13 protein-coding genes, 1 tRNA gene and 1 pseudogene are annotated in these 12,608 nt (G+C 69.0%); 7 read left to right on the forward strand and 8 right to left on the reverse strand.

The window, feature by feature from the left end; genetic code table 11:
• Positions 1-14: 14 nt before the first annotated feature.
• Complete coding sequence (locus ACW175_RS04825) at positions 15-905, reverse strand: M56 family metallopeptidase (protein ID WP_492103502.1); 891 nt, start codon at positions 903-905, stop codon at positions 15-17.
• A 107-nt stretch (positions 906-1,012) separates the two neighbouring features.
• Between ACW175_RS04825 and ACW175_RS04830 the strand changes: the two genes are divergently transcribed.
• The 5 genes from ACW175_RS04830 (at position 1,013) to ACW175_RS04850 (ending at position 6,152) form a co-directional block, all read left to right on the forward strand.
• Positions 1,013-3,895, forward strand: a complete 2,883-nt coding sequence (locus tag ACW175_RS04830; RefSeq protein WP_492103503.1) for a bifunctional [glutamine synthetase] adenylyltransferase/[glutamine synthetase]-adenylyl-L-tyrosine phosphorylase — start codon at positions 1,013-1,015, stop codon at positions 3,893-3,895.
• Positions 3,896-3,981: 86 nt separating this feature from the next.
• Positions 3,982-4,413 carry an EF-hand domain-containing protein gene (locus tag ACW175_RS04835; RefSeq protein ID WP_492103504.1) on the forward strand — a complete coding sequence of 144 codons (432 nt, stop codon included), beginning with the start codon at positions 3,982-3,984 and terminating at the stop codon, positions 4,411-4,413.
• Between the two features lie 26 nt (positions 4,414-4,439).
• Entirely contained in the window at positions 4,440-5,000 is a 561-nt protein-coding gene (locus ACW175_RS04840) for an RNA polymerase sigma factor (RefSeq protein ID WP_492103505.1), read from the forward strand.
• 13 nt (positions 5,001-5,013) lie between these two features.
• On the forward strand, positions 5,014-5,460 hold the full coding sequence (locus ACW175_RS04845; protein WP_492103506.1) for a hypothetical protein: 447 nt from the start codon (positions 5,014-5,016) through the stop codon (positions 5,458-5,460).
• Positions 5,457-6,152, forward strand: a complete 696-nt coding sequence (locus tag ACW175_RS04850; RefSeq protein ID WP_492103507.1) for a periplasmic heavy metal sensor — start codon at positions 5,457-5,459, stop codon at positions 6,150-6,152. The genes ACW175_RS04845 and ACW175_RS04850 overlap by 4 nt, the downstream gene beginning before the upstream one ends.
• Before the next feature lie 3 nt (positions 6,153-6,155).
• Here ACW175_RS04850 and ACW175_RS04855 read toward each other — a convergent pair whose 3' ends face one another.
• The 5 genes from ACW175_RS04855 to sfsA form a co-directional block, all read right to left on the reverse strand.
• On the reverse strand, positions 6,156-7,406 hold the full coding sequence (locus ACW175_RS04855) for a dipeptidase (protein ID WP_492103508.1): 1,251 nt from the start codon (positions 7,404-7,406) through the stop codon (positions 6,156-6,158).
• Between the two features lie 128 nt (positions 7,407-7,534).
• Positions 7,535-8,296 (reverse strand): RadC family protein, encoded by a 762-nt coding sequence (radC, locus tag ACW175_RS04860; RefSeq protein WP_492103509.1) that lies wholly within the window; start codon positions 8,294-8,296, stop codon positions 7,535-7,537.
• Positions 8,297-8,361: 65 nt separating this feature from the next.
• Positions 8,362-9,189: a type I methionyl aminopeptidase gene (gene map, locus ACW175_RS04865; protein ID WP_492103510.1), complete on the reverse strand. Its 828-nt coding sequence runs from the start codon at positions 9,187-9,189 to the stop codon at positions 8,362-8,364.
• 114 nt (positions 9,190-9,303) lie between these two features.
• The gene (locus ACW175_RS04870) at positions 9,304-9,693 is read right to left on the reverse strand and encodes a hypothetical protein (protein WP_492103511.1); all 390 of its coding nucleotides are present in this window, start codon (positions 9,691-9,693) and stop codon (positions 9,304-9,306) included.
• Between the two features lie 57 nt (positions 9,694-9,750).
• A complete protein-coding gene (gene sfsA, locus ACW175_RS04875) occupies positions 9,751-10,470 on the reverse strand; it encodes a DNA/RNA nuclease SfsA (RefSeq protein WP_492103512.1) in 720 nt (239 codons plus the stop codon).
• Positions 10,471-10,523: 53 nt separating this feature from the next.
• Here sfsA and ACW175_RS04880 point away from each other — a divergent pair, with 53 nt between their 5' ends.
• Positions 10,524-11,303, forward strand: a complete 780-nt coding sequence (locus ACW175_RS04880) for a competence/damage-inducible protein A (protein ID WP_492103513.1) — start codon at positions 10,524-10,526, stop codon at positions 11,301-11,303.
• Positions 11,304-11,317: 14 nt separating this feature from the next.
• Here ACW175_RS04880 and ACW175_RS04885 read toward each other — a convergent pair whose 3' ends face one another.
• Positions 11,318-11,716: a helix-turn-helix domain-containing protein gene (locus tag ACW175_RS04885; protein WP_492103514.1), complete on the reverse strand. Its 399-nt coding sequence runs from the start codon at positions 11,714-11,716 to the stop codon at positions 11,318-11,320.
• A gap of 235 nt (positions 11,717-11,951) precedes the next feature.
• A tRNA-Leu gene (locus tag ACW175_RS04890) sits at positions 11,952-12,035 on the reverse strand.
• 194 nt (positions 12,036-12,229) lie between these two features.
• Between ACW175_RS04890 and ACW175_RS04895 the strand changes: the two are divergent.
• Positions 12,230-12,415, forward strand: a pseudogene (locus ACW175_RS04895) (helix-turn-helix domain-containing protein); the annotation flags it as partial.
• Positions 12,416-12,608: the final 193 nt, after the last annotated feature.

The raw sequence follows: 12,608 nt of genomic DNA on the forward strand, positions 1-12,608 counted from the left end.
GGCTTGGCCGCGCCTCAGCGCTCGACCTTCACCCAGATGATCGCGCCGGTATAGGGATCCATCTGGGCCACCACGCCGGGATTGAGGTCGGTGGCGTTGGGGCCGCGCGGGGCGATGCTCCACACCGTGCCCATGGCCGCCAGCGACAGGAAGGTCATCGTCAGGAAGCCTGTGATGTCGCGCGTCAGGCTGGGCTCGCGGCGGTTCAGCAGCGAGACGCGCAGGATCAGCGGATGGGTGGCCCAGCCGCAGGCCAGGGGCGAGACGGTGGCGCTCATCTGAGCCTTCATCAGCGCCTTGGCGTAGTCGGCGCGGATGTCGGAGCGCAGGGCCACGACCGTGGCGTCGCAGGCCAGTTCCTGATCGATGCGCACCAGGCCCGACGCCAGGTAGATCATCGGGTTGCACCAGCCCAGCACGCCGATCACGGCGACGATCAGGTTGGCGATCGGATCGCCGCGATTGATGTGGGTGCGCTCGTGCAGCGTGATCATCTCGCGCTCGCGGGCGTCGAAGCGCTCGGCGAAGTCGGACGGCAGCACGATGCGCGGCCACAGGGCGCCGACGACGGCCGGCCCAGCCTGACCCTTGTCTACGCGACGGTGGAACAGGCGCTCGCGCACGACCAGTACGGCCGTCGCGATCATGCAGCCGGCCAGCCACAGCAGGACGAGCTTCGAAGCCAAGGCTCCCCACGGACGGGCGGGATCGCCGATCTCCATGGTCTCGGCCAGGCTGGGGAAGAAGGCGGCTGCGGCGGCGGCCGGCACGATGGCCCACAGGCCGTAGGCGCGGCGCGGCCCGAACAGCTGGCGCGCCGACGGGCGCAGCAGCACGACCAGCAGCACCGCGGCGGCGGCGGCGATCTGGGCCCGGACCAGGGCGAGGGCGAAGAGCTCGATCATTGTCGGAGCGGTTCCTGCCGTTTCCTCTGGTTGAATGGTTACAACTGTAATTTCCAACGTCAAGGGCGAGTCTTGTTCCACGCGAGAAGGCGGGTCACGGTGCCGGCATGACTCGTCTATCCGAATGCCTCGTCCCCTGCGGCCCGATCCTTGACGCCAAGGCCGTCGAGCGGGCCCACGAGATGATCGCCAAGCGGACCGGCGAGGCCATGGCCGGCGTCGACGCGGCCTGGGAGGCGCTGGCCCCGGTGTTCGGCGCCTCGCCCTATCTGGCCAGCCTGGCGCGGCGCGACGGCAAGCGTCTGCCGATGATCCTGGACGGCGATCCGGACGCGACCCTCGCCGCGACCCTGGCCGCCGCCGAGGCCGTCGCCGCCGAGCCGGACTTCGAGACCGCGCGGCGGACCTTGCGCGAATTGAAGGCTGACCTGCACCTTCTGACGGCCCTGTGCGACCTGGGCGGGGTCTGGGACCTCGACCAGGTGACCGGCGCCCTGACCCGCTTCGCCGACGCCACCCTGAAGGCGGCCTTGGCCCAGGCCGTCCGCCAGGAGGTCGATCGCGGCGCGCTCACGCATGTGGGAGAGGGCGAGGACGGCCCCGCGCCGGGCCTGTTCTGCATCGCCATGGGCAAGCACGGCGCGTTCGAGCTGAACTATTCCAGCGATATCGATTTCTCGATCTTCTACGCGCCCGAGAAGCTGCAGGTGGCCGACGGCGTCGAGCCGCAGGCCGTGGCCGTGCGGATCGCCAATCACCTGGGCCGGGTGCTGCAGGAGCGGACCGCCGACGGTTATGTCTTCCGGATCGATCTGCGCCTGCGCCCCGACCCGTCCTCGACCCCGCCGGCCATCCCGGTCGACGCGGCCATGGACTACTATGAGAGCGTCGGCCAGAACTGGGAGCGGGCGGCCCACATCAAGGCCCGCATCGCCGCCGGTGACCTCAAGGAGGGCGCGGCCTTCTTGGAGGGGCTGCAGCCCTTCATCTGGCGGCGCAACCTGGACTTCGCGGCCATCGCCGACATCCACTCGATCAAGCGCCAGATCCACACCTACAAGGTGGACGACCGCCTGACCGCCAAGGGCGCGGACCTGAAGCTGGGGCGCGGCGGCATCCGCGAGATCGAGTTCTTCGTCCAGACCCAGCAACTGATCCTGGGCGGCCGCCAGCCGGACCTGCGCGGGCCGCGCACCCTGGACGCGCTGCTGGCGCTGGCCACCGCCGGCCACGTGACCCTTGAGGACGCCGGCTGGTTGTCCAAGGCCTATCAGGACCTGCGCGCGCTGGAGCACCGCGCCCAGATGATCGCCGACGACCAGACCCACAAGCTTCCGGAGTCTGACAACGACCGCAAGAAGGTCGCCGCCCTGTGGGGCCAGGACAATCTGCGCGGCTTCGACGCTTCGGTCGGCAAGATCCTCAAGGGCGTCAACCAGCGCTACGGCCGCCTGTTCGCGGGGGAAGAAGAGCTGTCCTCGCGGTTCGGCAGCCTAGTGTTCACCGGCGTCGAGGACGATCCCGAAACCCTGGCCACGCTCAAGCGCATGGGCTTCTCGTCGCAGGAGCGCGTCGCCGCCACCATCCGGGGCTGGCACCACGGCCACATCGCCGCCACCCGCACCGAGCGGGGTCGGGAGCTGTTCACCCGCCTGGCCCCGCGCCTGCTGGACGCGGCCAACGCCACGGGCGCGCCGGAGCAGGCCTTCAACCGTTTCGCCGACTTCTTCGCATCGCTGAGTTCGGGCGTGCAGATCCAGTCGCTGTTCCTGGCCCAGCCTCGCCTGTTCGAATTGATCGTCGAGGTCATGGCCTTCGCCCCGCGCCTGGCCGCGACCATGGCCAAGCGGCCGACGGCGCTGGACGCTCTGCTGGATCCCAGCTTCTTCGGTCCGATCGAGACGCCCGCTGTCGCCCCGTGGGACCCGGCCGACTTCGAAGGCGCGATGGACGCGGCGCGGCGGCTGTTCCGCGACCAGAGCTTCCGCATCGGCGTGCGGGTGATGAGCGGCAGCGCCGACGCCCGCGACATCGGCCGGGCCTTCGCCGAGCTGGGCGACCTGGTCATCGGCGGCCTGGCGCCGGCGGCCCTGGCCGAGACCGAGCGCCTGGGCGGGGCCTTTCCCGGCCAGGTCGCCGTGGTCGCCCTGGGCAAGGCCGGCTCGCGCGAGATGACGGCCAAGTCCGACCTGGACCTGATGACGCTCTATGTCGCCGATGGGCCGGCGGCCCATTCCGCCACGAAGGAATGGAGCGCCGACACCTTCTACGCCCGCTTCACCCAGCGGATGATCGCGGCCCTGTCGGCCCCGACCGGCGAGGGGACGCTGTATGCGGTCGACATGAAGTTGCGTCCGTCCGGGGCCAAGGGGCCCGTCGCGGTCAGCTTCGCGGCGTTCGAGGACTACTACGAGCGCGAGGCCGAAACCTGGGAGCTGCTGGCCCTGACCCGCGCCCGGGTGGTCTGGGCCAGCTCGCCGGACTTTAAGGCCAAGGCCGAGGGGGCGATCGAGGCGGCATTGCGCCGGCCCCGCGACTGGAAGAAGACCGCCGCCGACGTCGTCGAGATGCGCGAGCTGATGGAGCGCGAGCGACCGGGCAAGGGCGACTGGGACCTGAAGCTGGTCCCCGGCGGGCTGGTGGACATCGAGTTCGCCGCCCAGTTCCTGCAGCTGGCCCACGCGGCCAAGGGCGGTCCCCTGCGCCAGAACACCGGCGAGGCCCTGGCGGCCCTGCGCGAAGCGGGCCTTGCCGACGCCGGCGCCCTGACCCGGCTGGAGACCGCCTGGCGGCTGGAGCAGGACCTCTCGCAGCTGATCAAGGTGGCCCTGGAAGACGGCGGCGACCCGGAGGCCGAGCCCAAGGCCTTCAAGGCGCTGATGGCCAGGGCTGGGCATGTCGGCCAGTTCAAGTCGCTGAAACCCAAGCTGGCCAAGGCCAAGGCCGAGGCCCGCGCCGCCTATTCGGCGATCGTGAAGGCGCCAGGCTAGGTTTCGCGAAAATCGGCGACGGAATCCCCGCCGTCGCGCGTTTAGTCTGATGGGACGGGCCTTCCCCAATGGAGACCTTGAGACAGATGATCGTACGCACCCTGATCGCCGCCGGCGCCGTTCTGGCGCTGGCCGCACCCGCCTTGGCCCAGAACGCGCCCGCTAAAGCCGCGCCCGCGGCTACGGATGGCATGACCCTGCAGCAGTTCCAGGCCAAGAACGGCGACAAGCTGTTCGCGCGGCTGGACACCAACAAGGACGGCAAGATCTCGCCCGACGAGTTCGCCGCCTTCCGCAAGCAGAACGCCGAGGTCGACGCCAAGGCGTCGGGCAAGGCCGGCAAGCGCGGCCAGCGCCTGTTCGCCCGCTTCGATACGGACAAGGACGGCTCCCTGTCGCGAACCGAAGCCGACGCCCTGCTGGCCTGGCGGTTCAAGCGAATGGACACCAACAATGACGGCGTCCTGACGCTGGAGGAATTGCAGGCCAAGCCCGGCAAGGCCAGGGTCGGGGTCTGATGGCGACGTGCGCGGTAGATTGACGGTTGGCCTCCGACGGGAACGACCCCGACGAAGCCTTGCTGGCGGGGGTGGGCCGGGGCGACCCGTCCGCCGTCCGCAGGCTGCTGGACCGACGCCTGCCGCGCATTCTCGCCCTGGCCAGGCGCATGCTGAACGACTCGGGCGAGGCCGAGGACGTCGCCCAGGAGACCTTCCTGCGCGCCTGGAAACAGGCGCGGGGGTGGAAGCCAGGCGCGGCCAAGTTCGACACCTGGCTGCACCGGGTGGCGCTGAACCTCTGCTACGACCGTCTGCGTCGACGACGAGAGATCGCGACGGACACGCCGCCCGAGCAGATCGACACCGGTCCCGCTCCGGATGCGGGCCTGATCGGCGCGGATCTGTCCAAGCGCGTCGAGGCGGCGCTGGCGGCCTTGCCGCCGCGCCAACGCGAGGCGATCGTGCTCTGTCACCATCAGGGGCTGGGCAATATCGAAGCCTCGGGACTGATGGGGATCAGCGTCGAGGCGCTGGAGAGCCTGCTCTCTCGCGGGCGTCGGGCGCTGAAGGCGTCGCTGGCGGATCTACAGGGGGCTGGCGGATGAAGGACGCGTGGTCATGATGACGCCAGAGATGGCTATGGGGCGGTTCGAGGACCTGGCCGAAACCTATGGCGGCGAGATCGCGCGCTGGCCGGAAGGCGAGCGCGAGGCCGCGCGCGCGCTGCTGGCGTCGAACGCGACGCGCCTGTCGCCGGTGCTGAGCGCCGCCGCGCGGCTGGATCGCCTGCTGGACCTGGCGCCCGCCCAGAGCGCCGACGCCGCCCTGCTGGGCCGGCTGATCGCCGCCGCGCCACAAGCGCCCACCACCGCCCGCCGCTGGATCGCCGGACTGGGCGCGGCCCTGGGCCTGTCGGCCGCCGCCTTCGCCGGAATCGCCGTGGGCGTGGCGGTCGGTCGTCCGCAAGCCGTGGCGCCGATCGTTGTGGCCGAACAGCCCGTCGTCACCGCCGTCGACACCTCGTCGGCCCTGCAGGACGCCATCGCGGAGCCGTCAGAGCTATGACGTCGCGGCCTTGGATCATCGCCCTGGCCGCTTCGGCCGTGGTCAATGTGTTTCTGGTCGGCGGTCTGGCCGGCATGGGCTATGCGCGTCTGACGGCGCCGCCGGTCGCGCCGACCGTCACGACCGCCTATGCGCCGCGTCTCGCGGCGCCGACCATCCCCGCGACAGCCGTTCCCGCGACGGTCGTTCCCGTTGCGCCGACCGAGGCGCCCTCCAAGCCGGCGCATCACGCGACGACTCGAGCGCCGCCGGCCGCGCCTGCCATGACGCCGCCCGTCTCGCCCCCGGTGGCCGCCGCGCCGCCCGTCGAGGACGCGACGCGGGCCGCCCCCGCCAGACCCCCCCTGATCTCGGCCGGCGACGTGCTCTCGCCCGACAGCCGCAAGGCGTTCCGCAAGGCGCTCGGCGAGGCGAACAAGAAGAACAGGCCCCTGGCCCAGCAGGCCCGCGCCGAGCGGCAGGCGGCCCTTGCCGCCCTCGGTTCCCCGGGCTTCGACGCCGCCGAGGTCGCCAAGCGCTTGAGCACGGCGCGCGCCCTGGACCTGCAGGCGCGCGGCAATGTCGAGGCCGCCCTGGCCAGCTACGCCGCCACCCTGACCCCGGCCGAGCGGGCGGGACTGGCCGACGGCTTGGCGCGGGTCTACACCCCGGCGGCGGCGCGACGGGCGGCCTTCGAGGGGCCGCCCCGCTAGATCCTATTTGCTCGCGACGCTCTTGGCGTAGGCCTGGGCGCCGGCGACCAGTCGCAGCACATTGCCGCTCCAGATCGCCTGGATGTCGGCGTCGCTGTAGCCTTCGGCCCTCAGGCGGGCGGTGATCTTGGGCAGGTCGGCCACGTCCTCCAGGCCCTCGACGCCGCCGCCGCCATCCCAGTCGGCGCCGACGCAGACGGCCTTGGGCCCCGCGATCTTCAGGGTGTGCAGCATGCTGCTCATGAAAATCTCGAAGTTGGCGCGCGCGGGAAACTTATACTTGGCCTTGAGTTCCGCCATCTTGACCATCCTGGCCTTGACCTGCGCCTCGGTGGCCTCGTCGTCGAGCGGACCCAGGGCCTTCAGCGCGGCCATGAGCTCCGCGCTGGGCTGCTCCGAGGCCTTCAGATAGACCGAGTTGATGCAGATGGCGCCGCCGCTGTCGGCGATCTTCTTGATACGGACGTCGTCCAGGTTTCGCGGATGGTCGAAGATCGCCTTGGCGCCGGAATGCGAGGCGATGATCGGCGCTTTGGACAGGGCGATCGACTGGTCGACGACGTCGTCCGATGCGTGGCTGACGTCGACCAGAATGCCCAGGCGATTGGCCTCCGCCAGCCAGCGCAGGCCCAGCGGCGAATAGCCGTGCCAGATCTTGCCCTTCGGATCGGTCGAGCTGTCGGCGAACTGGTTGTTCAGGAAGTGGACCGGACCGGCCATGCGCACGCCGGTGGCGTAGAAGGTCCGCAGCAGCGTCAGGTCCTCGCCGATCGGCCAGGAGTTCTCGATGCTCTGGAAGACGAAGCTCTTGCCGGCCTTGTTGATCCGCGCGGCGTCGTCGGCCGTGTAGGCCAGTTCGAACTGGTCGGGGTGGGCGGCGACCATCTCGCGGATCTCGGTCGCGCGGTTCAGGGCGAAGTCGCGGGCCTTGCGATAGCCCTCGGCCGTCAACTCGCCCTGGCCCGTGTAGATCACGTAGAAGCCGCCATCCAGGCCGCCGGTCTTCATGCGCGGCAAGTCGACCTGCGTGCCGTCCTCGGTGACCGCGTGGCGGTCGACCATCGACCAGCCCTGACGCGAGAAGTGCTCGGGCGTGTCGAGGTGGGTGTCCAGGGTCAGGAAGCCGTCATGCAGCGCCTTGATCGCTTTGGGGATTTCGCCGGGCTTTTCCAGAGCCTTCTTGGTGTCGGCCGCGTGAGCGACGCCGGTCAGCAGAGCGGCCGAGCCGAGGAGAACGGTGAGCAGGCGACGCATGCGGGGACTCCGGAGCAACAGGAGCCGTGACGCTAAGGTCTGGCGACAAGGCGTCAAGCCAAGCTGGCTGATCCCGTGGCGAAATGAACGTCCTGATCCGAACCCTGTCTGATCTGCATCCGTCCCACCTACATCAGCCCCAGCGCCTTGAAGCTTGCCACGCCCTCGCGGCCGACCACCAGGTGGTCATGGACAGCGATCTTCAGCGCCTTCCCCGCTTCAACGATCTGCTTGGTCATGTCGATGTCCGGCCGCGAGGGGGTCGGGTCGCCGGACGGGTGGTTGTGCAGGATGATGATGTTGCTGGACGACAGCTCCAGCGCTCGCCGCATGACCTCGCGCGGATAGACGGGCGCGTGGTCGACCGTGCCCCGGTTCATCACCTCGTCGGCGATCAACTGGTTCTTCTTGTCGAGGAACAGGACGCGGAACTGCTCGCGCGACTCATTGGCCAGGGCGACACGGACATAGCCCAGCAGGGCGCTCCACGAGCTGATCACGGGCCGCTTGAAGATCTTGTCGCGGCCAGCCCGCAAGGCAGCCTCGTGCAGCAGCTTGATGTCCATGGCCGCCGCCTCGCCGACGCCGGGCACGGTGGCCAGCTCCTCGATCGTCGCGCCCAGCACCGCGCCCAGCGAGCCGAAGCGGGCCAGCAGGCTCTTGGCCAGCGGCTTGACGTCGCCGCGCGGATAGGTGCGGAAGAGGTAGAGCTCCAGCAACTCGTAGTCGGGCAGGGCCACGAAGCCGCCGATCTTGGCGCGCTGGCGAAGGCGTTCGCGGTGCCCGGCGTGGTGGGCGTGGGCCGAGACCCTCTTGGCCTTGGTCGGCTGAACCAAGGCCGACGGGACGGTCTCGGCGTCCGAGGCGCCCAAGGATTTGACGCTGACCATGCCGCCCCCGACTCTGCGAGAGCATCTTGGCGGCATCGCGCCAAGGTTGTCTAGTGGCTAGGCGGTCAGCCCACGATCGGCGGCTGGAACAGCCCGGCCGGCGAGGCGGTGAAGATTTCGTAGCCGTCTTCGGTCACGCCGATCGAGTGCTCGCACTGGGCCGACAGCGACTTGTCGCGGGTCACGGCGGTCCAGCCGTCGTTCAGCACCTTCACGGCCGGCTTGCCCAGGTTCACCATCGGCTCGACGGTGAAGAACATGCCGGGCTTCAGCACCGCGCCCTGGCCAGGACGGCCAAAGTGCAGGATGTTCGGCGCGTCGTGGAAGACGCGGCCCAGGCCGTGGCCGCAGAAATCGCGGACGACCGAGCAGCGCTGGGCCTCGACATAGCTCTGGATGGCGTTGCCGATGTCGCCCAGCGTGGCGCCCGGCTTCACGGCGTCCAGGCCGCGCTTCATGCCTTCATAGGTGATCTCGACCAGGCGGCGGGCGCGCGGGCCCACTTCGCCGACGCCGTACATGCGCGAGGTGTCGCCGTGCCAACCGTCGACGATGACGGTCACGTCGATATTGACGATGTCGCCTTCCTTCAGGCTCCAGTCGCCGGGAATGCCATGGCAGACCACGTGATTGCGCGAGATGCAGACCGTCTTGGGGTAGCCGCGATAGTACAGGCAGGCCGGCAGGGCGCCGTGATCCAGGATGAACTCGCGGGCCAGGGTGTCCAGGTGATCCGACGACACGCCCGGCCGCACGTGCGGGATCAGCATGTCCAGGCACTCGGCCGCCAGCTTGCCGGCCTTGCGCATGCCCTCGAAGTCGGCGGCCGTGTGGATCTTGATCTGGCCCGTGCGGGTTTCGGCTTCGATCTCGAGGGTGTCGTCTAGGGTCATGCTCTACTCGGGCGTCGCCGCCGCGTTTCGGGCGGCGATCTGGTCGGCGGAAGGGGCGTATCTGTCCATGCTAGCACGGATTTCAACCCCAAGTCCGCTTTCAATGCCCCGCCTTCACTGAGGATTGATGCGTCGCACCGTGTCGGTCGCCGGGCGGATCTCCTTGACGAAGGCCGCGTCCAGGGTCGTGGGCTTGTCGCGGCGCACGTGGCAGACGCCCTTGTAGCGCGTCACCCGGCCGGTCTCCTTCTCGGTCAGGTCCGCCGTGAACTTGACGTCCCATTCGCCGGGCTTGCCCGTCGAGACAGGGTCCATGTCGTTGGAGTTGACGCTGGATATCGTCTTGAGGCCGAAGCGGTCCTCCAGCTTTCCGGTGCAGGCCTTGAAGGCGAAGATCGCCCGCAGACCCGTCATCATGCCGCTTTCGGACTTGCCGGGCTCGCTGGGGCCGCACCCACACAGGGCGAGCGTCAGAACGGCCAGGGCCAGGACAGTCGTCTTCATGCGATCCCCTCAGTTCGCGCGCCCGGAATGGGTAGCGAAATGCGAGCCGATTGCAGCTTAAATCGCTGTTAGGTGAGAATGAGCCCAGCGGATCGGTCTGGCGATGCGGATGGCCTGCGGGCTCATGGCGCAAGCGTAAACCAGCACCTCCACGCCCGCCTTGGCCGCGGCGTCCAGGCCGGCCGCGAATTTTGGGTCGAGGTCGGCGCAGGCCTGGAAGGTCTCGCAGTCCTCGCGCTGGACGACGAACAGCACCACGGCGCGGTCGCCCTCGGCGACCTGGGCGGCGAGGTCGGACAGGTGGCGGGTCGAACGCTCGGCCTTGCAGTCGGGGAACTCGGCCAGGCCCGGCGTGCGGCTGAAGTGACAGTTCTTGACCTCCAGCCAGCAGGGCGGGCGGTCCTCGTGGGTCAGCAGGAAGTCGACGCGGCTGGCCTGCGCGTACTTCACCTCAGGGCGGATGGTCGTATAGCCGGTCAGTTCGGGGATGGCGTCCGCCGCCAGCGCCTCGGCGACCAGCCTGTTGGGCAGCAGGGTGTTGACGCCCACCAGCGCGTTGCCTTGCTCGACACATTGCAGGGTCCAGGCCAGCTTGCGCTTGGGATCGTCCGACCACGACACCCAGGCGCCCTGGCCGGGATCCCGGACGCCAAGCATGGCCCCCGGATTGGGGCAGTGGGCGGTGATCTCGCGTCCGTCGTCCAGTATGAGATCGGCGAAGAAGCGCTTGTAGCGACTGATCAGCCGGCCATGAACGAGCGGTTGCGGGAGCAGCATGTGCGGCCTAAGTCGGAGAACAAGAGCGACAGGCGATGTAAGGGATCGAACGCATGACCACCACCCAAGGCAAGGTTGGCGAGCGCGTCACGGCCGCCGTGATGATCATCGGCGACGAGATCCTTTCCGGCCGGACCCAGGACGTGAACCTGTCGGCCATCGCCAAGTACCTGGCGACCTACGGCGTCGACCTCCGCGAGGCCCGCGTGGTCCCGGACATCGAGGAAGAGATCATCGACGCGGTCAACGCGCTGCGGGCCCGCTACGACTACGTCGTCACCACCGGCGGCATCGGCCCGACCCACGACGACATCACCGCCGACTCGATCGCCAAGGCCTTTGGCGTCACGGCCCCGGAGCATCCCGAGATCATGGCCATGCTGCGCGAGCGCTGGGGCGAGCCCAACGCCGCCCGCCGCCGCATGGCCCATGTGCCGGAAGGCGGCAGCCTGGTGAACAACCCCGTGCAGGGGCCGCCGGGCTTCCAGAAGGACAACGTCTTCGTGCTGGCGGGCGTGCCGGCCATCATGCGCGGCATGCTGGAGGACGTCGGCCCGCGCCTGCGCACGGGCGCGGTCGTGCTGGCCAAGACCGTGCGCGTCACCGGCACCGGCGAGGGCGCGATCGCCGCGCCGCTGGAAGCGGTGGCCAAGGCCCATCCGGACATGTCGCTGGGCAGCTATCCGTTCTTCAGCCCGCCGGACGTCTACGGCGCGAACCTCGTCCTGCGCGGCCGCGACGCCGCCGAACTGGACGCGGCGGTCGCCGAGCTCATCGCCGCCTTGACCGAGGCCAAGGCGCAAAACATCGAGCTGCTGGCCGAGCCGGGCTGAGGTTCGCGGAGGACCTAGTCCTCGCCGGCGATGGCCTTGGCCAGGTCCACCAGATGCTTGCGCATGCCGGTCGACTCGATCGCCACGTAGGACCGCGCCAGCTCCGGGCCGCCGGGCTGCGACCAGAACTGGGCCATCTCATTGGCCAGGTCGGCGGCGGTGGTGTCCGCGCCTTCCGGATCGTCCAGGCCTTCGAAGAAGAAGCCGATCGGCGTCTTCAGGAACATGGCGGTGGCCTGCAGCTTGCTGGCGCTGATCCGGTTGGATCCGCCCTCGTACTTCTGCACCTGCTGGAAGGTCAGGCCCAGCGCGTCGGCCAGGGACTGTTGGGAATACCCCAAATCCTTGCGGCGCATGCGCAGGCGACGACCGACATGAATGTCGACGGGATCGGGGGTCTTGTCTTCAGCCATGCTCACAAACTCGGACGCGACGGTGGGGGAGGAAACGACTCATCGAGTGGCGATACGTGAACGCCGTGCCGATCTTGAGCGGAGTCGAGGTCCCAAGAAACGTATAATCTATGCGAAATGTCTTATTCACGCAGGGCGGGCAGACCCTTGCGCGGCACGCCTTTCGGTCACATCGCGCGCTGCGGGTTTCGGGCCTGGACCGCAACCGTTCGTGGGTTAGGCGGGCGTGCGTCGATGGTAGGGACGGTGGGACTCGAACCCACACGGATTGCTCCAACGGATTTTAAGTCCGGCGCGTCTACCATTCCGCCACGTCCCCGCTGCCCGTGCCGTAAGGGTTTTCTGGGGTAATCACAAGGCCGGGCGTTTCCCGAAAACCGGAACGAGGCGCGAACATAGGCGGGTGTTTGGGGCGGTCGTGACACAAAATCGACCACAGTACGTTCCCGTTTTGGTCTGGCGCGTCGTCCGCGCGCTCTCCGAGCCGAGGGCGTAGCGATGGGGCTTCAAGCCATGACGTGGGCGTTCAGCGTCCCGGTCGACCGCTCCGGCGCCAAGTTCGTCCTGCTCGCCCTCGCCGAGCACGCCAGTGACCGAGGCCCAGACGCCTGGACCTGTTTTCTCTCGATCAGGCGTCTCAGCGAGTGGACCTCGCAAGGCGAGCGCACCGTCGAGCGCCATTTGAGCTGGCTTATCGCCGAAGGCTGGATCAGCCGCGTGGTGCGGCCGGGGCGACGCCGGAGCGACAGCGCCTATGTCTATGTGCTTCGTCGCGAGAAGGGCGGGGGCGTTGATGGCGACCCGCGGGGCGATAGCGGCCAAAAGGTCGACAAAGCGACGGGCGTTCAGCGTGCCTCTAGCCGCCGATCTGGCGCGGTCCACTCGCCAATCT

Source organism: Caulobacter sp. FV1ye6ST, assembly GCF_058681225.1.